The sequence below is a fragment of the Fictibacillus iocasae genome (assembly GCF_042665465.1).
Lineage (GTDB): Bacteria > Bacillota > Bacilli > Bacillales > Fictibacillaceae > Fictibacillus > Fictibacillus iocasae.
This window is the reverse complement of record NZ_JBHTCP010000002.1, coordinates 141,961-162,202: the sequence shown is the minus strand read 5'-3', so window position 1 is coordinate 162,202 and position 20,242 is coordinate 141,961. Positions and strand designations below refer to the sequence as shown.

Sequence of the window (20,242 nt, the reverse complement as noted above, 5' to 3'; positions counted from 1 at the left end):
AAGTAGTAGGTACGATATGGCGGCCCCGGCAGGAATCGAACCTGCGACGCACGGTTTAGGAAACCGACGCTCTATCCACTGAGCTACGGAGCCATGTGACATTAATCATTATAGTCACTTTTCAACCTCTCGACAAGCATAAATTAATGAGAGAGCCCCTTATTCTCTGTCCAGTAAGAAAAAACCTTCAACTCTATACAGTTGAAGGCATCCGCTGCTATTTGGGACGTTCTATGGAAAACCGCTCACCAAGCTTCATATAATCATGACCAGCAAGACGGCCGATTGGCTTTAATCCTGAAGCATCAATGCGCCCTTTATCGTACAGCTCTTCGCTGATATGATAGTGTACCACTTTTCCAATTATCAGGTCTGTTGATGGCTTGCTATTTGTGCCGCCAAGCGGGATGCTCTGCTGCAGCACACATTCCAAACGAATGCTCGCTTCCTTTACTCCGGGAACCGAGATGGCTGTGCTTTTAACCGGTGTGAGACCAGCAAGCTCAACCTCGCTTTCAGCAGGAGGCAAGCTCGCCGCCGTCACGTTGACAGCCTCAATATAGCTTTCATCCGGTATATGGACGACAAACTCTTTGTTTACCAAAATATTGCGGGAAGTGTCCTTCATCTCTCCGTTTTTCCTGCCGACCGAGATGGAAATGAGAGGAGGATCGGCTGTGACAATGTTAAAGTAGCTGAACGGAGCGGCATTCAGTACACCGTTCTCTGTCTCAGATGTGACGAAAGCAATCGGTCTCGGAATAATGCTGCCCGTCAGAAACTTGTAGTTCTCTTTCGCGTCAAGCAAACCAGGGTCTATGGCTATCATCTACAGCCACTCCTTCTTGAAAAATTCGGCTGCAGCTTCCACCTCTGAACGGGTGAGCTGATGCCCCATTTGCTCCCACTTCACTTCCACTTTCGCGCCCACTTGCGAGAGCATCTGCTCCAGCTCTTCTGTTTCATGCGCTGGGCAGATCGGGTCATTTTTTCCTGCACCGATAAAGACAGGCAATCCTGCCAAGCTCGGAATCTCGATTCCGCGTCGGGGCACCATCGGGTGGTGAAGGATCGCTCCTTTTAAGCTCTTTTCGTGATGAAACAGCATGGAACCGGCAATGTTGGCACCGTTTGAATAGCCGACAGCGACCACATTGTCACGATCAAAATTATACCGCTCTGCCGCTTCCTGTAAAAAGTCGTTCAGTTCGTTCGTGCGGAAAATTAGATCCGCTTCATCAAACACACCTTCCGAGAGACGTCTGAAAAAGCGCGGCATGCCGTTTTCCAAAACATTTCCGCGAACACTCAGTACAGACGATTCTGGAGAAATCATTCCGCTGAGCGGAAGGAGGTCTTCCTCGTTCCCGCCTGTGCCGTGCAGCAGCAGCAGGACTGGCTTCTTTTCATCATTTCCTTTTCTAAAAATGTGCTTCATCTTACTTGTCCTCCTTTAATACACGCGCCTGTGCGGGAAGCAGGTTTTCTTCAATCTGCTGGCGGTGAGGTTCTAGCCATGGCGGCAGAAGCAAGTTCTTGCCCATCTCCTCAAAAGATTCATCTCTTGTGAAGCCTGGCGGATCTGTGGCGATTTCAAAGAGAATGTTCCCTTCTTCACGGAAATAAATCGCGTTAAAATACTGGCGGTCGATGACGTCTGTCACACCGTATCCGCTTTGTGCAACATGGTGCTTCCATTGTTCATGGTCGTCATAGTCGCTCGCTCTCCAAGCGATATGGTGAACTGTTCCCGTTCCCATCATCCCTGGCGCTTCGGGAGAACGTTTTATATCGATCACATTGCCGATATCAGCCGTTGACTGGAACCTCACATAATCCCCTTCTTCTCCTATCTTTTCAAGACCCATCACATTCTCCAGCAATTCAGCGGTTTTGTCTGGTTTAGCAGAAAATAATGTAGCGCCGCCAAATCCTTTAATCGCTTTGTCTGCCGGTACACCGCCGAATGACCAGGCACTGTCTTTCCCGTCTTTTCGCGCCACAATCTCCAGATTTAGACCGTGGGGGTCAATGAACTGAAGATACTCCTCGCCAAAACGGGATGTCTTTTCGAAGCTCACATTAAATTTTTTCAACCTATCTTCCCAAAAAGCGAGTGCCCCATCTGGCACAACAAAGCTTGTGACACCGACCTGGCCACTACCGGTCCTGCCAGGATACGCGCCTGGCCAAGGAAAGAATGTCATGATCGTCCCCGGTTCTCCGCCTTCGTTTCCAAAATAAAGATGGTATGTCCCAGGATCATCAAAATTGACCGTTTTCTTGACGAGACGCTGTCCGAGCACCCCGGCATAGAAATCCACATTTTCCTGCGGATCTCCGACTATCGCTGTTACGTGATGGATGCCAGCTGTTTTCATATAAATTCATCCTTTCTTTTATTGAATCGATTATGTACTTTGATCATATCCATTTTACTTACTTTTGTCAAGTAACTATAAAAACAATAAAACGACTGACTCTATTCTTATGAGTCAGCCTTATTTGCCCTTATTTTTGCTCGATAACTTTTGACTGCGTCGAATTCCTTCACTGCTTTAAAAGTTATACTTCCTTAAGATACGAAAAACCACCCTGCTAAAAGCAGGATGGCAATCTGTAAAGCTGTCTCTTCTTCCGGTAAACCACCTATATAGAGGTCCCTCAATGAAACATCCTCTCCGAATTAAAAAACAGCGTTAAAAAATTTTCTTTTTATTAGAAGTCAAAATTATCCGGATCCGGTCCGATGCGGCGGTCTTGATTAAGGCTATTGATTTTCTCCATCTCTTCAGCACTTAGTTCAAAATCGTAGATATCGGCGTTTTCTGCAATGCGGTGCTCTTTAATGGATTTAGGAATGGTAATCACGCAGTTTTGCAGATCCCAACGAAGGATAACCTGTGCAACAGACTTGCCGTGCTTGTCCCCGATTTCCTTTAATACCTCATTATCGAGCAGTTCACCTTGCATAAGAGGGCTCCATGCCTCAAGCTGAATTTCATTTTTACGGCAAAATTCAAGCAGTTCTTTTTGCGCGAGGCGCGGATGGTATTCCACTTGATTCACCATCGGCTTGATTTCGCAGTCAGCTAGAATATCTTCGAGATGATGAATATGAAAATTAGATACCCCGATCGCGCGGACCCTTCCGTCTTTGTAGAGCTTTTCTAAAGCGCGCCACGTCTCTTTATACTTTCCTTTAACCGGCCAGTGGACAAGGTAAAGATCCAAATATTTTAGTCCCAGTTTTTTCATGCTCTCGTCGAAGGCGGCTAATGTTGTTTCATAGCCTTGATCTTTATTCCAGACTTTCGTTGTAATGAATAACTCATCACGCGATACTCCTGATTCTGCAATCGCTTGACCCACACCTTCTTCGTTTTTATAAATGGCCGCGGTATCGATTGATTTGTACCCGTTCTTAATCGCTGCTTTTACAGAAGAAATCGTGTCTGTTCCTTCTTCTACTTTGAACACCCCAAGGCCGAACCAAGGCATTTTCACTCCATTATGTAATGTCACGGTATCCTGCAGATTTGCTGGCATCAGTTATCATCCCTTTCACATGTAGGTTTCGAAGACCATTTTGTCACATTTTCACATGTAAAGGAAACATTTCGACTTTTGAAGGGATTTCCAATATGCCATTGAATTCTATATATATTGAAACATTGATGGAGACTTCTATTAACGAAAAGTAGGTGTTTTCTCGTGAAGGATAATGTGATCGATTTAATTCGGAGACTGGATCAAAAGCAGGCTCCTGAACAAGATATGACGCTCATCAGGGAAATTCTTGAGCTGCTGAACGAATTTCGCAATAATTATCCGGCCGTCACGAAAAAGGCCATCCTGTTTCGGATTGACCAGCTTACAGATGAACTAATCCTCGATAAAGAATTCTAGCAGCAAAACTTTTTTTGGTACAAATTGAGCAGCTGGTCGAGCTCCTGACTGCATCGAACCGTTTCGTTACTCGTAAATCCGCTTAAAGCAGCCAGCTTTAATAACTCACTTTTCTTCATTCCGATATCCTTTTGCAGATCCGCTTTTGTAACGTCCAAAGTAGGCATGGTTATGCACTCCTTTTTATCAAGATAGCTTCCTCAACAAATGTCTTACACTATTATGTATAATTTTATTTGAGAAGAAAATAGATTCTGCAAAAGAAGTGATAATGTTACAAAATCTGTTTCTTTTCTTATTAAAAAAACGACAAAAAGGAAGATTTCGCTATGCTGATGAAATGGTCAAAGGAAGATAAGAGCGAAGCCATACGCAGTATTCAATCCTACTTTTGGGATGAACGCGGAGAAGAGATTGGCGAGCTGGCCGCTGAAGGGCTGCTGCAGTTCGTGATTGAAAACATAGGGCCTCATCTTTATAACAAAGGCGTAGACGATGCCAAAAAGATGACGGAAGATAAGATGATGAACCTTGAGGAAGATTTAGAGTCACTGAAAAGAAGAACGTAAGAAACCCGGAACGGCTCTTGCTGTTCCGGGTTTTCATTTACTGCTTTCTTTCATTGTAATAGTTCACCGCATACATGGATCCTTCGTCGACCATTTTGTTGTCATCCGTATCATATGGATCAGGTACACCGCCCTTGTCAACAGGCAGCGCTTTCGTACGCTGAATTTTTGAAGGCATAAATTTTTGCTTGGCATCCTTCATCATTGACTTTGTTTTAATGCGGTTTGGTTTGGAAGTAAGCCACACGGCAAGTGAAGCGCCGAGCCCAACGAGCATCCAGTTATAACGGTTTCCACGATAAGTCGAATTCATGTGCAACCCCTCCTTTTAAACTTAACGTTCCCTTTATGACCTGTTTTCAAAACCTTTCCTGTTTAACATTCCGATGACAAGAACATGGCCTAAATGCCTATTTACTGTCCATCCGGGCATTCGCCTATACCTGATTTCCAGTTATTCCATATAATATACAGAAACGAAAAAGCAAGTTAATCGTAAGGAGGAAATTAGAATGTATGCAAATGCACCTTTAGCAAACGCACCAATGTACGGCGGTTATGGATATTGTGGAGGTGGAGGGTTTGGCCGATGTGGTTTTGCCATCATCGTCGTTCTATTCATCCTTCTCATTATCGTCGGTACAGCTTACACACATCATAATAAGTGCGACTGATCGCTAGTCGAGCTGCAAACAAAAAAACGCCTCCCCTGGCGTTTTTTTGTTTTTAGGTACCTATAAACACTTTTATGATAAAACGTTTGACATTTTTCTTGGATAGGCTCTCTCACAATCGTTGAGCCATATACTATGTCAGGAGGTGCCTGTCATGAAGAACGTACTGCTGTTTGGCGACCCGGGTATAGATGATACACTTGCGATTATTTATGCCCTATTGCATCCAGAGATCAATTTAATCGGTATCGTTTGCGGATACGGCAACGTCAGCCGGAAACAGACGATTCAGAATACATTTTATTTGCTCAGCCTCGCCAACCGGCTGGACATTCCAGTGATCGGCGGAGCGACTCGCTCCCTGACAGGAGAATACGATGTGTATTATCCTGAAATTCACGGACCAGACGGACTCGGACCGATTAAGCCTCCTGAAAATTTGCCTGGTACGCTGAACAACTTCAGTATCCTATATGATGTGATTAACCGGTACCAACAGGTAACGATAGTCGACGTCGGACGCCAAACATCACTCGCGGCCGCCTATATTCTTGACAGCACCATTATGGAAAGTGTACGGGATGTTTACGTAATGGGCGGCGCCTTTCTCGTGCCTGGCAACGTAACGCCATTGGCAGAGGCCAACTTTCACGGTGATCCCGTTGCTGCCAATGTGGTCATCGCCAATGCCCCGCAAATCACGATTACACCGCTTAATGTCACGAATTATGCCATCATTACACCTGATGATATTCGTAAAATTACCGAGCAATCCACGTTCCCTTTTACTTACCTCATGCAGCCAATATTTGATTTCTATTATAAGGCTTATCAAAAATTTGTTCCTGGCATACAAGGTACACCCATGCATGATGTCTTTACATTATGGGCGTTAATGAATCCAGACAAAGTGCGTTATGTGAGCAAAAAAGTCATGGTAGAAACGAGCTTGAGCGATAAAGGGTTAAGTGTCGCTGACTTTAGGCCGCGCGCTTCTGACGAACAGGGACGGAAGCAGCATATTATCCTTCAATTTGATTACCAGGCGTTTCGAGCCAATTTTATTCGTATAATGAGCGGCATGGGCTAATAGAGCTCCTCTTTATATAACAGAGGTGCACAGAGCACGTATGGATTCAAGTGCTTCCAAGCTGTCTTTACCATTTGCGTGTAGACAGCACATCCCTTCTGCACCGCTTAACAAACTCATACTCAGCAAACTTTTCGCATTAAGCTTCAGCTCTTTGTATTCTAAAAAAATCTGGCAATGTTCAAACTCATTCGCTTTTTGTACCATGCTTTGAATTCTAAGGGAATCCATCTTTTCCGGGAGCAGAAAATACGTTTTCATCGTGTCTCATCCTCTAGCCGCTTGGCCAAATCGTTATACCAACCATTGTATGAACGAGCACGGAAAATATGGTATGAAATTTCTCCTATTCTGCCACATTACTGTTATAGCCCCTAAACAGGAGGAGAAGAGAATGCCCTTTTATGCTGCATGCGATTATGATGAACCAGACCGCGAGTCTTACCGCGGAATTGTGCTGATCAACACGGAAACAAACGAAGTTGAACACCGCTTTTTCAGCGGAAATTTTCATGATGATTATCAAGCTTATCAAGGCTGGCTCTATGACAACGAGCCCTATTATTATGAAGGAGGCAGCATCGCCAACTTTATAGATGATGAAAATGATCTGAATCTAATGCATTGACACAATCAGCTACAGCTAAGTGAGGTATTTTTTAATTCAATAGCTGGTCGCAAACTTCGAGCAGAATAATTCCCCTTGTGAATATGAGTACAAGAGACATTCCCTTTTAAAAAAAATCACCCCCTGCAGATTACTTCAGCCAGGGGGCATTTCTTTGTAAGTTGTCGGTGAATGGACGTTCTTACTTATTGTGAATAAGGGTAAGGATAAGGCACTGGGTAGGGGTACGGTACCGGATAATAAGGGGGGCGGGTAAGGGCAATTCCTGCAATACTTCCTAAGGCGAGTCCAACCAGTGCGGGTCCGATAAACCACCTGCCACCTTCATTTCGATATGGTTGAATATATACCTTTTCATTGTCTACCTTCTGAATGGTTCCATAGTAATCGGTTCCGCAATGGCACACGATTCTCACACTTTGACCTAGATACTGGCAGCAAACGCTATACGCTTGACGGCTCATGCAATAACCTCCTGTCAACATAAATCTCTTTCCTTTTCAGCATATGCGCATGAAAGAAGATGGACAGGGACAGTCGTGTATAGGCAACAAATATGATCAGAATGGACAAGCCCTTTTTAGTGAAGGCCTTTTTACCTGTTTTGCAGAAACACCAACAAAATGCTTTATTAATTGACGGAATATTCGTAAAATAAACAAAAGATGTCAAAGGAAGGAGAATTCTGATATGGCCAAATTACACGTCTGTTTCGAGATGCAGCATGATGGGAGCAAGCGGACTAGCGGTAATATCATCTTCCAAGTGGACATTAAACAGAAGCTCGTACATGAAATGGTACAAAAGAAAATTGCCCAGCAATTTAACTGCCCATTATCATTTATAACCATCACTCAAATATCCGTAAATTAACACAGAAAAAGAAGCGCCTCAGTGCTAATCAGCCTGGGCGCTTCCATATGTATAGGGGTATTTATAGTATCGCATGAACAGGATGAATTGATAAGATTCATAAGTCATACAACATGTGCCCTAAATTATTTCCATAAAAAGTAAAGCCGTACCCCTTATCCTCTCTAGCACATAGCCATGATTAAAAATAGAATGCTTTCTAGGTATAAAGTCTGTACCTTGTATCTCAGCCCTTTTTAATGTCTCTCAAACCATACCTAATTCCCCACTCTCATAGAAGCAAATTAGTTACTTTGAATCTTGTTCACGGCGGACAAATTGGATAAAATAGGAATTACCTAACAGGGTATCTCTCTAATCATCACAATGAATGCAGCCAATGTTGAAAGGGAGGGAATGGGTTATGACAGTATTCGAAGCGATGTCTTTAATGGTCGGGTTTTCAATGCTTGTTCTTACCATCATCCGCTCCAAAGACAATTCATAAAGCAGAGAAAGAATGTTACTTAAATGCTAAAAAGCCGCACATTTTGTGCAGCTTTTTTTTGATTATATCCTTCTAGTGTTGGCGCTGAAAAATCATTTTGTATCTCTTACATTTAACTTTGCAACTCTAAGTTCACCTGTATCCACATCCACTTTAATCCCTGTGATTTCTTCTTCAGCATCCAGCACAATGTCTGTAGCGGCATCCTCAATCTTTTCCTGTATAACACGACGCAGCGGTCGCGCACCGAATGCCGGGTGGTACCCTAGTTCAGCGAGTTTTTTTGTCGCCTCATCTGTTACTTCAATCGTTATATCCTGCTCCTTCAGCTGCTCTTTTAAATCAGCAAGCATCAGGTTCACGATCTTGACCATGTGCTCTTCTTTTAATAACTGGAATTGAACAATGCTGTCAAAGCGGTTCAAAAACTCTGGCTTGAAATAGCTGCCAAGCACATCGAGTATCGCCGACTCTTTCACCTCTTTCGATTCCCGTTCACCAGCGAAGCCGAGCGGCTTCATCTGTTTCACACCTGCGCCTGCATTGCTTGTCATAATGATAACCGTATCTTTAAAGCTTACTGTGCGGCCTTGGCTGTCGGTCAGTCTTCCGTCTTCCATGATTTGCAGGAACATATGCTGCACATCCGGGTGCGCTTTTTCAATCTCATCGAGCAGGATAATGCTGTATGGCTTGCGTCGGACCTGTTCAGTCAGCTGCCCTGCTTCCTCATGCCCCACGTATCCAGGAGGCGATCCGATCAGCTTAGATACGGAATGCTTTTCCATGTATTCAGACATATCAAGCCTGATCATCGCATCGCGGTCACCGAACAGTTCCTCAGCGAGCGTTTTAGTCAGTTCGGTCTTACCAACACCTGTTGGACCTGCGAACAAGAACGTTCCAATCGGCCGGTTTTTTGACTTAATACCAGCACGGCTGCGTCTTACGGCTTTCGCTACTTTTTCCACAGCTTCTTCCTGTCCGATCACCTTTTCAGCAAGTCTGTCTTTCAAGCCTTTAAGCTTAGACTGCTCATCAACCTGAAGCTTGCGTACAGGAATGCCGGTTTTCTTCTCAACGATATGCTGAATGGATTCCACTTCAACAATCGCCGATTTTTTCTCTTCTTCTTTAGCTTTTAATTTTTCTTCTAGCTGCAATTCCTCTTGGCGGAGTTTGGCTGCACGCTCATAATCCTCATCAAGAGCCGCTTTCTCCTTTTCCTTTCCAATGGTGAGCAGACGCTCTTCTATAGCTGATACTTCACCTGTTTCGTGAAGAAGGTTTGCTTTAGAGCCTGCCTCGTCCATCAAATCGATCGCTTTATCAGGCAGGAAGCGGTCCTGCACGTAACGGTGCGACAGCTGCACACACGCCTGCAGCGCTTCAGCACTGTAACGCACATTGTGGTACTCTTCGTATCGAGGCGCCAGTCCTTTTAATATTTCAAGCGCTTCTTCTGGTGTCGGTTCCTTAACCATCACCGGCTGGAAGCGGCGTTCAAGGGCAGCATCCTTTTCAATTTGGCGGTATTCTTTAAGCGTTGTCGCACCAATGACCTGGAGCTCGCCACGTGCGAGTGCCGGCTTTAAAATATTGCCCGCATCCATCGATCCTTCAGCAGAGCCCGCTCCGACTAGCTGGTGCACTTCATCGATAAATAGAATCACATTCTTGCGCTTCTTTAATTCAGCAATCAGCTGCTTCATACGTTCTTCAAACTGTCCGCGGATACCGGTATCGGCAACGAGTGAAGCGACGTCCAGCAAATACACTTCTTTGTTCAGCAGTTTTGCCGGTACCTTGCTCTCCGCAATCTTAAGCGCCAAGCCTTCAGCGATTGCCGTTTTACCAACACCCGGCTCACCGATAAGCACAGGGTTGTTCTTGTTTCTTCGATTAAGCACTTCGATCACACGGCTGATTTCTTCATCCCGGCCGATGACTGGATCGATTAATCCCGCTTTAGCAGCATCACTTAAGTTTCGGCCGAATTTATCAATAAATCCACCGCGTCCTCCCTCTTTCGTAGCAGGACCTTGCTGGCTGCCTTGATGAAATCCGAAAGATTGACCGTTTTGCATCATTTGTTTAAATAAATCATCAAATGAAGAGAAATTCATACCATTACCTCCCGCGTTCATTTCCTGTTTGACTTTATGGTAGCAATCCGTGCATAGCTTATATTGCTTTCTTGTCTGGTTATATGAAACATTCATGTGAATTGAGGCAGGATTTGCATTACATTGTTCACAACGCATGACCATTCCTCCTTAAATTGTAAGTACTTGTTGTAAGGCTGTCGTAAGTAAGGTTGACTTTGACTTTCTTTGACCTTATGACTGTATTATACTTTGACCTTTTTTGACTTTCAAGTACTTTGCTTCATAGTTTTTCAATTTCATGATTCGCGGGAAAGGATTACGAATACGTTTCCCTCTTTTATAGTCCATAAATCCTAAGAATGAAAGAAAACTTGGCTGAATCTAAGCCTTTCAGTCAGTCTTAAGGGCGCGTATCCATCTTTCCTTAACTTTTGACTACGTCGACTTTTTCCCGTATAAAATGATGCTTTCTAAAATATAAAAAAGAGCCTCATGCACTATGCATTCAGCCCCTTTATGGTTAGTTCAATTCGATATCAATGGTTTTTCTGTAATCTTCTGGTTCATTTTTTGCCGTAAGCCAGACTTCCACTTTGTACTTGCCTGGTGGGAGATCTTTAATCAGGATGTCCTGCACATATGAATCACCCTGTTTCACTGTCGCCTCGTTTAAAACCTGCATGAACATATGTTCTTTAGAAAACTCGTATACCACATTCCCGCTTTTGTCGGTTACAGTATAGTCGTAACGCTTGCCTGAAGTAAACTGAAACACCTTCACTTCTTCCGTCTGATTTTTTAGTTCATAGCGAAGCAGGACCTGTCCAGGCTTGTCCTCTAAGATAGAAAGTGAGGGCTCTATGGCACCTGCCACAATCCCTTGTTGTTCTGGACGTTTTTCTTTCCCCTTTTCCCCGTCATTTCTTTGTCCGTCACCCATCACAGCTTCTCCTTTCTGTTTTCCTTGTTCTTCCTTTGTTCCACATCCTGCTGCTAAAATAAGGCAGATAGCGGCAGTGGATAAAATCACTTTTTTCATTGTCTTCACCTCAATGAATAGTGTAAGCCAAATTCATACATTTCATTAAAAACCGCTAATCCACTTATAAAGATACTTTCCTTAAAGACCACTTTTAAAAACAGCTTTTCCCTTCATTCGTAACATTCGCTTATAAATCCCCTAATCCTTTTTATAAAGAAATGCCTAAATTGAGTAATTATCTTTGCAAGAAATTATTTTTCCTATAGTAAAATGGAAACCGGCTGAATGTAACATCAGCCGGTTTCAGTAAATGGATTAATAATTTACACTCTAAATTGCTTGATGGAATCATTCAATCCTTCTGCCATATCCGCCAATGCGGTTGACGAGGACATAATCTCTTCCATTGAAGCGAGCTGTTCTTCAGTCGATGCGGATACTTCTTCCGTAGTAGCTGCCGCGGATTCAGCCATTTGCGAGATGGAACCGATAGATTCAGCGACAAGACTTGTGCTGGAACGGATAGCTTCAGCCGCTGCTGCCACTTCCTCCGCCTGCTTGGATACAACCGTAACCGACTGATTTAACAACGTGAACGCTTCACCTGACTCTCTTACATAATCCATGCCATGATCGACTTCAGATGTTCCCTTTCTCATTGCTTTAACAGCCTGTTCTGTAAGACTCTGAATCATATCAATAATCTCCCCGATTTGCTTGGCAGAATTCGCTGATTGGACAGCAAGCTTCCTGACCTCATCCGCGACAACTGCAAACCCTTTACCATGTTCGCCTGCACGGGCTGCTTCAATCGCAGCGTTCAATGCGAGGAGGTTCGTCTGTCCAGAGATATCGGTGATCACTTCTGCAATCTTGTTGATCTCTTCAGATTTATCCTCGAGTCCTTTAACAACCTGTGCTGTTTCGGAGATGGTCTTTTGAATCACATTCATTTGCTTCACCGTTTTGGTGATGGTTTCATTGCCCCCCGCTGCAGCTGAAAGGGAATCAGCAGATACCTCGTTCATGCTAATGATGCTGCTTGCAATCTGTTCCGTGTTTTCTTTCAATTCTGCAATGGATTCTACAATCTGCTCTACACTTCTGACCTGAAGCTGTGTTCCGCCTGCAACTTCTTGAACGGCTGCGGCAATTTGTTCGGTTGCTAACCCCGTTTGACCCGCACTTGCAGTTAGCTCTTCAGCAGATGATGCGACATGCTCGGCACTTACTCTTACCTGGCGAATCAGCTTGGCGAGGTTTGTTCCCATATTATTGATGCCGTCTGCCAAGTCCCCTACTTCGTCTTTGTTTTTTACTGAAATAGGATCCATCGTCAAATCTCCATCCGCGATGTCTCGGAGCATAGCCGTCATTCGGCGCACAGGATTAGAAATCATTCTAGAGATAATAGATCCCGCTGCGATAGCTAATGCCACAACAGATACTCCTAATATGGAAACCACTATAATGATTTCCTCCACTAAAGCCATTGCCTGCTGATTTCCTTCTTCCATCAGCTTCTGCTGGCGCTCAGCCATTTGTTCCGTAAGAGCCTGTATGTTGCGTCCGATTGGATAGACATGATCGTTCGCCTCATCACGCGCCTTAACAAGGTCACTTGATGCTGTAGCAACTGTCCCTTTTACTTTATTCATATATTCTTGATTAAAGCTGCTGATCATTTTTAATTTATCTTGCTCTTCTTTTGCTTGGACGAGCTGAAGGGTTTCTTGAACAAGCTTTTCAATATTTCCGCCGCTTTGCCCAATTTTCGACTGGCTGTCGAGCGACTGTGATAGTAAATATTCACGCATACTGCTGTTCTGCATAGAAGCCTGAAGCTGAATTTCATTCACATTCGCCAGTATTGCGCTGCGCCTTCCAAGTAAATCATTATAAGATGATTCCATTGATTTAAGGTAATAGTAAAACATGCCTGACGCTCCTGCAAACAGAAAAGCAATAATTAGAAATGATCCTGTTATTTTCTTGCGAAGTGTCCATTTCATCCCATGATCCCCATTTCTTCTATTTCGTTCAAAATTTCAGGTATTTCAAGCAATATGACAAGCTGATCATCAAGCTGTACTACACCGTTCACCATACTGCCCGTTTCCATGCCAAGCTCAGCCGGAAGAGGATAGGCAAGCTCAATCATTTCTTTAACGGTGCTTGTTTCATCGACATAAAGACCCGCTTTTTTTCCGCTGCTTTCCACTATTACAATCTTTCCTGCTGCTGTCGTTGCTCGGTCTTCTGTCGAAGCTGAATTCATTAAGTCCCTAAGAGAAACCACGTGGATGCTTTCTCCTCTAATTTCGGCTGTACCCGACGTCATTTGAGCTTTCTCAATCGAGGACACATGATCTACAGAAAGTGCGAAATCATCCACCCCAGCTTTAACGATAATACATTTCTTGGCTGCAGCCATCATAACTCCCAGTCCTTCCTAACACTGTTTCGTTTTATATCGGCTGTGATGGTTATTTTTTTTAATGAATTCCTTAAACGTGAAACAGTCTGGCTTGCATATTGATTGATAAAGATAAGTTAAGTTAAGTAGGCTGATGCCATATTTCCAATTCTTAACGTAAAAAAAGAGTGCCACCATTAAAAGGGACACTCTTCTGACATTCATTAACGCTTTAATTCAATTTTTCGAGTGGTGTTAGCCGGAACCGTCACTTTCACCTCAACAAATTGCTTCGTTCCGTAAAGCTGTGACTGCGAAACCTCTCCAGCTGACGGCGTGTAAGTCCCCTGCTTCATATAGAAAGGAACATATACTGTCGCCGCTTTGTTCCAGCGGTTCGTCAGAGTAGCTGTTTGTGTGACTTGTGTACCGTCGTTCGGCAAAGCATAGTCAATGCTGAAGCTCACCGTTCCTGCAGCCGTATCACCATTTTCATAAACGGACATAGAGCGGTCCGGTCCTTCATACACATAGCCATTAAAGTTACTGCTCGCTGGATCTTTTTCAAACATACGGTAACCGACCCAGGGCTTAGCACTTAGCTCAATCGATGCTGTCGTCGAGTAAAGGATGCCGTCCTGCTCAGTAATGTTATCGATATGCGTGTGACCGTGCAATGAGATGTTCACGTTGTTCTGCTTCATCACGTCGATCAGTTCATGTGATCCTTCACCGTGCCATTGCTGATCATATTTGATGCCTAACTTTTCACCCTTGATTAACGTCGTTAAGCTTCTCGGGTTGTGCTTGGCATCATATTCCTTCCAATATTCCTGCACTTCGCTGTCAGACGAAGGCCAAATGTCTCGGTCACGCCAAATCGGATTATGGTGAGAGAACAGCCCTTTTACTTGGCCAGACTGCGCGTTCGCGGTGTTTTTCGCCAAGTCATCCTTAATCCAATTCATCTGCTCATCGCGGATTTGGCCGCCCCAAGTTGGAACGGATACCGTACCGTGCCCTTGACGGTCAAATTTATGCCAGTCAAATGAATTGTAGCCGATCATATGAGCATACGGACCGTAATCGAAGGAGAAATATTGCGGTCCGAAATACTGCTCCCAATATTTTGCTCCATCTGCAAGTGTTGCGTCTTGTGCGTAATAATCGTGGTTACCAGGCACAATATAGACAGGCACGTTAAATTGTTTAAGCATTCTATATGTTTCTTCATATTCATAAATATATTCCTGCGGGTTCATCTGGCCATACATCAAATCTCCCGTCATCACGACAAAGTCTGGCTTTAACAGGTTGACTTGACGAATTGTTTTTTGAAGATAGAGCCAGCGCTTTGACTTATCCGGATTCCACATTCCTGCTTCAGTTGCGTTAGCCGGATTCGCGATGTTTCTTGGAGAACCTACGTGAATATCCGTAAGATGCATGAAATTAAAATCCTTTTTAAATTCATCCACTACTTTCACGGAGTTAGGTTCATCATCTGTTACACGTGTCCCATTTGCAGTATAAGAAACCTTCATATCATACAGGTTTTCTGCAACATCAGCAGGAATCGTTACCGTGACCGCGTAAACAGAATCACTGTTTTTCCAATATTCCGAGCTTTTTTGAACAGATTTTACCGGAAGCTTGAACTCTCCATCAACCTTGGCGTTTTCCGTTGGATTCAATGAAACATCCCAGCCTGCAGGGTCTTTTCCTTGTGTATCGATTTTCACCGTTAAATCTGTACCCTTTTTCTTAATAGCTGGAGTAGCCATTAAAGGATAAATGATGTTGTCTACTTTCGGATCTACTGCTATATTAGGAACCTCATCTAAAAAATGAGTGGTGTTGCCAATCCCACCATCTTGCTTATCAACAGATGGCAATGCCATAGCATGTCCCATCGGCAATACAAGTGATGAAGCTGTTGCTAGCACTACCGCATTACGCTTCCAGTTCACTGGCTGCACTTCCTTTCAGTTGAATTACCAAGAGGATAGCAAGCGATTGTTACAGCATTGTTACACCAGTTTAAATATTAACGCAGAATATAATGGTAAAGATAGGTAAGGTGCTGAAAGAAGCCTTAAATGACAAAGCACTAGTTATCGTACTGTTTGATACTGTACAATAAAAAAAACTGTCAGCTAAAAAGAGGCTGACAGGCAAACGATGAAGTATTTATGATAGTTGCTGCTCTTGAAAAAGGTCTGGTTCCCACTGCACGATGTCGTAATGTCCTGATTCAATTCGATCACCTTCTGCTTTCAGCGTGTCAATAAGCTCAGAAGGATAGCTTTTTGTTCCCGCATGAAAATCGATGCCGCTATCAGGCGCGTAAAGCAGCACAGTGAACAGCTTCTTTTCTTTCATATCCATGCCGTGCACGTGCAGATACGATAGGTTCTTGATCCGATAAACATAGAATACACGATACCTCTCCATGTCCCCACACTCCTTTTGTATCAGTGTGGGCAAGCGTGGCGCATATTAAACGCCATTTATCGGTGTGTTTTAAACGGCCGCGCAGGAGGATGCGTCGGAAGCAGCACCTCAACCCTCGTTCCCTTGCCTTCTTCAGACGAAAACTCAATCTCGCCAGAATGCTCTTCCATAATTTTAAAACAAACCATCAATCCGAGTCCCGTGCCTTTGTCTTTTGTCGTATAAAAAGGTTCACCAAGAGTCTTAAGCCTATCCTTTGGAATGCCGCACCCTTGATCTTGGATGGTCATTTGAACGGCCAATTCCTTCCTCTCCAGCTCTAATGTAATGATTCCCTCGTTTTCCATGCTCTCAATCGCGTTTTTCAGCAAGTTAATGAACAGCTGCTTGATCTGATTTTCCACACCGTATACAGGAGGCAAATCTTTCTCCATTTTAACTATAATTTGTATGTTCTTAATGATAGCCTGCGTTTCAAGAAGCAGCACCACACTGTTGATGATCTCGCTTAAATTTGCATATTCAAAACTCACTGCCTGAGGCTTAGCCACCAGCATGAGTTCTCCTACAATCTCGTTGATGCGGTTCAGCTCAGACTCCATAATCCGCAAGTATTCCCCTTTGATCTCACCGTCCGCTTCATGAAGCAGCTTCGTGAAGCCCTTAAGCGATGTGAGGGGATTACGAATCTCATGCGCGACACCAGCAGCAAGCTCTCCTAGTACGGAAAGCTTTTCGGATTTGCGGATCAATTCTTCTGTCTTCTTTGCTTTTGTCACATCCCGGCCGAACGTGACAATACTCTCAACCCTTCCGTGATCGTTTAAGATCGGGACACCGTTCGTTTCTACAGTTACCCAGTGTCCATGCACATGCTTTAAGCAGAACTCCACCTGAAATGGCTGCTTCTTCACTAGCACTTGAGTAAAGCAATTGATTAAGTCTTCGGTATCATCTGGGTGAAGAAGATCAACGAGTGAACAGTCTAATATATCACTTGAATAGCCAAGCACGTGGCTGTACGAAGGCGATGCATATTGAAACTTTCCGTCAGGCTCAATAACAGCGATTAGATCTGTCGAGTGCTCGGCGATGAGCCTGTATTTTGCCTCGCTTTCTCTCAGTGCCCGTTCGACCTTCTTTTGTGAGGAGATGTCACGGTATATGATGACAAAGCCCATGAGCCTTCCTTCCATGTCAGAAATAGTGGAGAAGGACACAGACACATCGATCATATCACCGTTTTTCTTGATTCGCTGTGTCTCATAAATCGGGATGGATGTTCCTTCCTGCAGCTGCTCCATAATCTTGTTGGAAGCCTCACGCAAATGATTTGGTGTGATCACAGGCGGTTCATCCTCAAAATCAATGAACTCTTCCTCAGTCCAGCCAAACATTTTTTCAAACGCCTCGTTCACCTTAATGCATTCTCTTCTTGTATTTAAAATCAGGATGGCATCGGTCGCCCCTTTGAGAACAGATTCCAGCAAATCAAGCGCAACACTTAATTCTTCTTCTTTTTGTTTATGCGGTGTAATATCACGGCCCGTAATAATTAAAATGAGCGGGTTTCCGTCTCGGTCAAAGGTGGGCTGCTTGACGAGCTCCAGCACAATTTTGCTGCCATGCAGTGTCTCGATTTCCTCCACTGTTTTTACTGCCGCTCGCTTTTCCCATGCCTCATGGTCGCTTAACCGGCAGCGATGAATGGTTGCAGCGGTTAGGTGGCTTTGCAGGAACTCCGTAGACTTTCCTCTGTAGTTCTCTATTTGTATGCCGAACATATCCAGTGCGAACTGGTTAGCTTCAAGCCATGTCCCATCCGGTTTCTTAATGCAGATAAACTCAGGTATAACATCTATCATTCTCTTAAATGTGCCCAGCGGCGGCAACAATTCGTTATCCAGACTAATCATTCGTCATCACCCTCTTATTTGCATATCCCCCGATTGTACTAATTGGATACTAACTTCCTTTTTCCTTTGCCATCTTCAAAAAAACGAACGACAAATTCATTGCCTTTACGCCATAAAATGACAAAAAGCACTTTCGGAATTCCCGAAAGTGCTTTTTGCTGAATGTCATTTATACTGCTTTTACGGCTTCTTTTAGCGATTTTCCTGGTTTAAAGGCAGGTACGCTGCTTGCTTGAATTTGGATCTCTTCACCTGTTAGTGGATTGCGCCCTTTACGTGCGTTGCGGCTGCGTGTTTCAAAGGTACCAAAGCCGATCAGCTGAACGCTTTCTCCTTGCTTAAGTGCTGAAGTAATGGCTTCAAGCACCGCCTCTACTGCAAGAGTTGAATCTTTTTTATTCAAGTTAGTCGCCTGTTTGACCGCCTCAATTAAATCTGTTTTTCTCATGATAAAACCTCCTAATATACTAAAATGGCGTTTCTTATTAGCCATTATGGACCGGTTTTCATCAAATATACATCTTGCCACGAAATTTTTTGAATATTTTATAAAACATTAAAAAGAGTTCTTAGAAGTAATGGGTGCACAATGAAAGCGAACACATCCGGTGGAGATTGCTGCAAATAAATATTGATCGGACCAAATAAGTATGGTCAAAAATAAACAAATTTCACGGCTGCTAACAAAATTTTCAAGTTGCAAATAAACTTATCAAATTCATAAATAACAAATAAACTTTCCAGATTCGCAAATAAATCAAAATGAAGGTTCGATTCACATAATTTTTCTAAAACCCTTGAATCGTCATGCCGCCGTCAACGAACAGCGTCTGGCCATTTATATAGCCGCCCGCTTCACTAGCGAGAAAAACGGCTGGTCCGACTAGCTCTGGAAGCTCTCCCACGCGCTTAAGCGGTGTGACGGCGAGAATATCAGATAGATAGTCATCATCAGAAAGCAAGTTTTCCGTGAGCGGTGTTTTAAAATACCAGGGTCCGATGGCGTTCACGTTTATGTTGTGCGTTCCCCATTCAAGAGCAAGGTTCTTCGTCATTTGGATGAGGGCTGCTTTCGTAGCGGCGTAGACGACACCTGTTCGCAATGCGACCGTGCCTGCAACGGATGCGATCGTGATGATGCGGCCGCCTCTTTCTTTCATCCTGCGGCCGGACTCTTGTGCGAACCAGAACGATGAGCGCAGGTTCGTGTTCATGATGGTGCTCCATTCTTCATCGGTTACTTCAAGCGCTTTGCTTCGAATATTCATGCCTGCATTATTTACCAGAATATCAAGGGCAATGGCTTGTTCATCTATTTGTTGAAAGACTGACATAACATCTTCCTTTTTTGTAACATCGCACGTAAACACCCATGCTCGTCGACCTATTCTTTCAATCTCTGCAGCAGCGCTTTCTAGATCTGCTTTTGTTCTTGATACTAAAATAAGATCTGCTCCTGCTTCAGCCATTCCAATGGCAAGCGCACGGCCAATGCCTCTGCCTGCTCCTGTAACCAGGACCGTTCTGCTCTCGAGGGTAAAAGAGGGAAGGTATCTCATCACACCGTCACCATCGCTTTTATTTGAGAGACATGATGGCGGTCATGTCCAACAAATTCTAGCATTAAACCGTTCAATGTATAGGGATTTCCACTGTTATCCGTTAGAACACCATTTATCGAAATCGGAATCATCCAGCGATCTTCTGAGAGAGATTCCAGGGAGGTTAGCAGTCGATCTCTTTGCTCAGCTGCTTCGTTGACAATTTCCGATTTAGATTTTCCGTCTATGTAGTGGACAGATTGTGCGTTGTATTCATCATGGTTAGGAAACACGATACCTTGTGAGTTTAAAATGGCTGGCAGTCCTTCACGGTTCAAATAGAGGTCCCAATAAAGCATGTGTCCGGCTACTTCGCGAATGCTCCATTTCCCTGCCTCAATCGGCATGTTCCATGTTTCATCTGACACACTCTCCCCTATTCGCAGCACATCGCTTTTCCACTGTGATAGTTTATTTACCGTATCTTTCATCACAATCTCCCCCTTCTGGTTTGTCTGTTTCTTTCAGTTTAGCAAATTATGCAAAAAAATGGGGGGAAACAGTAAAGGGGTCCGGTACTTTTCTTTAGGCAAGC

General features: G+C 43.9%; 24 protein-coding genes and 1 tRNA gene. 7 read left to right on the top strand and 18 right to left on the bottom strand.

Annotation, left to right across the window (positions count from 1 at the left end; genetic code table 11):
* Positions 1-17: 17 nt before the first annotated feature.
* The 5 genes from ACFQPF_RS00710 to ACFQPF_RS00690 all read right to left on the bottom strand — a co-directional run bounded on the left by ACFQPF_RS00710 (position 18) and on the right by ACFQPF_RS00690 (position 3,549).
* Positions 18-93: transfer RNA gene (locus ACFQPF_RS00710), tRNA-Arg, on the bottom strand.
* Between the two features lie 124 nt (positions 94-217).
* A complete protein-coding gene (locus tag ACFQPF_RS00705; protein ID WP_379745009.1) occupies positions 218-829 on the bottom strand; it encodes a flavin reductase family protein in 612 nt (203 codons plus the stop codon).
* A complete protein-coding gene (locus ACFQPF_RS00700) occupies positions 830-1,438 on the bottom strand; it encodes an alpha/beta hydrolase (RefSeq protein WP_379745006.1) in 609 nt (202 codons plus the stop codon).
* Position 1,439: 1 nt separating this feature from the next.
* Positions 1,440-2,387 (bottom strand): ring-cleaving dioxygenase, encoded by a 948-nt coding sequence (locus tag ACFQPF_RS00695; RefSeq protein ID WP_379745476.1) that lies wholly within the window; start codon positions 2,385-2,387, stop codon positions 1,440-1,442.
* A 331-nt stretch (positions 2,388-2,718) separates the two neighbouring features.
* Positions 2,719-3,549, bottom strand: coding sequence for an aldo/keto reductase (locus tag ACFQPF_RS00690; protein WP_379745003.1), 831 nt, complete (start codon positions 3,547-3,549; stop codon positions 2,719-2,721).
* Positions 3,550-3,714: 165 nt separating this feature from the next.
* On the opposite strand from ACFQPF_RS00690, the gene ACFQPF_RS00685 reads away from it, so the two are divergent.
* Positions 3,715-3,909 (top strand): hypothetical protein, encoded by a 195-nt coding sequence (locus ACFQPF_RS00685; protein ID WP_379745000.1) that lies wholly within the window; start codon positions 3,715-3,717, stop codon positions 3,907-3,909.
* On the opposite strand, the gene ACFQPF_RS00680 is transcribed toward ACFQPF_RS00685, so the two are convergent.
* Positions 3,906-4,076, bottom strand: a complete 171-nt coding sequence (locus ACFQPF_RS00680; protein WP_379744997.1) for an aspartyl-phosphate phosphatase Spo0E family protein — start codon at positions 4,074-4,076, stop codon at positions 3,906-3,908. The genes ACFQPF_RS00685 and ACFQPF_RS00680 overlap by 4 nt on opposite strands.
* A 162-nt stretch (positions 4,077-4,238) precedes the next feature.
* Here ACFQPF_RS00680 and ACFQPF_RS00675 point away from each other — a divergent pair, with 162 nt between their 5' ends.
* A complete protein-coding gene (locus tag ACFQPF_RS00675) occupies positions 4,239-4,478 on the top strand; it encodes a DUF2164 domain-containing protein (RefSeq protein WP_379744994.1) in 240 nt (79 codons plus the stop codon).
* Positions 4,479-4,515: 37 nt separating this feature from the next.
* Here ACFQPF_RS00675 and ACFQPF_RS00670 read toward each other — a convergent pair whose 3' ends face one another.
* Positions 4,516-4,791, bottom strand: a complete 276-nt coding sequence (locus tag ACFQPF_RS00670) for a hypothetical protein (RefSeq protein ID WP_379744991.1) — start codon at positions 4,789-4,791, stop codon at positions 4,516-4,518.
* Between the two features lie 199 nt (positions 4,792-4,990).
* Between ACFQPF_RS00670 and ACFQPF_RS00665 the strand changes: the two genes are divergently transcribed.
* On the top strand, positions 4,991-5,152 hold the full coding sequence (locus ACFQPF_RS00665) for a YjcZ family sporulation protein (RefSeq protein ID WP_379744988.1): 162 nt from the start codon (positions 4,991-4,993) through the stop codon (positions 5,150-5,152).
* A 154-nt stretch (positions 5,153-5,306) separates the two neighbouring features.
* On the top strand, positions 5,307-6,242 hold the full coding sequence (locus tag ACFQPF_RS00660) for a nucleoside hydrolase (RefSeq protein ID WP_379744985.1): 936 nt from the start codon (positions 5,307-5,309) through the stop codon (positions 6,240-6,242).
* A 12-nt stretch (positions 6,243-6,254) separates the two neighbouring features.
* Here the strand turns inward: ACFQPF_RS00660 and ACFQPF_RS00655 are convergent, their stop codons facing one another.
* Positions 6,255-6,503 (bottom strand): HPr family phosphocarrier protein, encoded by a 249-nt coding sequence (locus tag ACFQPF_RS00655; protein ID WP_379744983.1) that lies wholly within the window; start codon positions 6,501-6,503, stop codon positions 6,255-6,257.
* Between the two features lie 133 nt (positions 6,504-6,636).
* Between ACFQPF_RS00655 and ACFQPF_RS00650 the strand changes: the two genes are divergently transcribed.
* The 3 genes from ACFQPF_RS00650 (at position 6,637) to ACFQPF_RS00640 (ending at position 8,230) form a co-directional block, all read left to right on the top strand.
* A complete protein-coding gene (locus ACFQPF_RS00650; protein ID WP_379744980.1) occupies positions 6,637-6,870 on the top strand; it encodes a hypothetical protein in 234 nt (77 codons plus the stop codon).
* A 690-nt stretch (positions 6,871-7,560) separates the two neighbouring features.
* Positions 7,561-7,743, top strand: coding sequence for a hypothetical protein (locus ACFQPF_RS00645; protein WP_379744977.1), 183 nt, complete (start codon positions 7,561-7,563; stop codon positions 7,741-7,743).
* Between the two features lie 370 nt (positions 7,744-8,113).
* The gene (locus tag ACFQPF_RS00640; RefSeq protein WP_379744974.1) at positions 8,114-8,230 is read left to right on the top strand and encodes a putative holin-like toxin; all 117 of its coding nucleotides are present in this window, start codon (positions 8,114-8,116) and stop codon (positions 8,228-8,230) included.
* Between the two features lie 92 nt (positions 8,231-8,322).
* Here the strand turns inward: ACFQPF_RS00640 and ACFQPF_RS00635 are convergent, their stop codons facing one another.
* The 10 genes from ACFQPF_RS00635 to ACFQPF_RS00590 all read right to left on the bottom strand — a co-directional run bounded on the left by ACFQPF_RS00635 (position 8,323) and on the right by ACFQPF_RS00590 (position 20,138).
* Complete coding sequence (locus tag ACFQPF_RS00635) at positions 8,323-10,494, bottom strand: ATP-dependent Clp protease ATP-binding subunit (protein WP_379744971.1); 2,172 nt, start codon at positions 10,492-10,494, stop codon at positions 8,323-8,325.
* A 364-nt stretch (positions 10,495-10,858) separates the two neighbouring features.
* Entirely contained in the window at positions 10,859-11,377 is a 519-nt protein-coding gene (locus ACFQPF_RS00630) for a BsuPI-related putative proteinase inhibitor (RefSeq protein ID WP_379744968.1), read from the bottom strand.
* Positions 11,378-11,643: 266 nt separating this feature from the next.
* Positions 11,644-13,332: a methyl-accepting chemotaxis protein gene (locus tag ACFQPF_RS00625; protein ID WP_379744965.1), complete on the bottom strand. Its 1,689-nt coding sequence runs from the start codon at positions 13,330-13,332 to the stop codon at positions 11,644-11,646.
* Entirely contained in the window at positions 13,329-13,757 is a 429-nt protein-coding gene (locus tag ACFQPF_RS00620; protein ID WP_379744962.1) for a chemotaxis protein CheW, read from the bottom strand. Before ACFQPF_RS00620 ends, ACFQPF_RS00625 begins: the two co-directional genes overlap by 4 nt.
* Before the next feature lie 203 nt (positions 13,758-13,960).
* On the bottom strand, positions 13,961-15,706 hold the full coding sequence (locus ACFQPF_RS00615) for a metallophosphoesterase family protein (protein ID WP_379744959.1): 1,746 nt from the start codon (positions 15,704-15,706) through the stop codon (positions 13,961-13,963).
* A 220-nt stretch (positions 15,707-15,926) separates the two neighbouring features.
* Positions 15,927-16,190 (bottom strand): hypothetical protein, encoded by a 264-nt coding sequence (locus tag ACFQPF_RS00610; protein ID WP_379744956.1) that lies wholly within the window; start codon positions 16,188-16,190, stop codon positions 15,927-15,929.
* A 56-nt stretch (positions 16,191-16,246) separates the two neighbouring features.
* Positions 16,247-18,106 (bottom strand): PAS domain S-box protein, encoded by a 1,860-nt coding sequence (locus tag ACFQPF_RS00605; protein ID WP_379744953.1) that lies wholly within the window; start codon positions 18,104-18,106, stop codon positions 16,247-16,249.
* Between the two features lie 169 nt (positions 18,107-18,275).
* Positions 18,276-18,554 (bottom strand): HU family DNA-binding protein, encoded by a 279-nt coding sequence (locus tag ACFQPF_RS00600; protein ID WP_379744950.1) that lies wholly within the window; start codon positions 18,552-18,554, stop codon positions 18,276-18,278.
* 340 nt (positions 18,555-18,894) lie between these two features.
* Positions 18,895-19,665: an SDR family NAD(P)-dependent oxidoreductase gene (locus ACFQPF_RS00595; protein WP_379744947.1), complete on the bottom strand. Its 771-nt coding sequence runs from the start codon at positions 19,663-19,665 to the stop codon at positions 18,895-18,897.
* Positions 19,665-20,138: a DinB family protein gene (locus ACFQPF_RS00590; protein WP_379744944.1), complete on the bottom strand. Its 474-nt coding sequence runs from the start codon at positions 20,136-20,138 to the stop codon at positions 19,665-19,667. Before ACFQPF_RS00590 ends, ACFQPF_RS00595 begins: the two co-directional genes overlap by 1 nt.
* Positions 20,139-20,242: the final 104 nt, after the last annotated feature.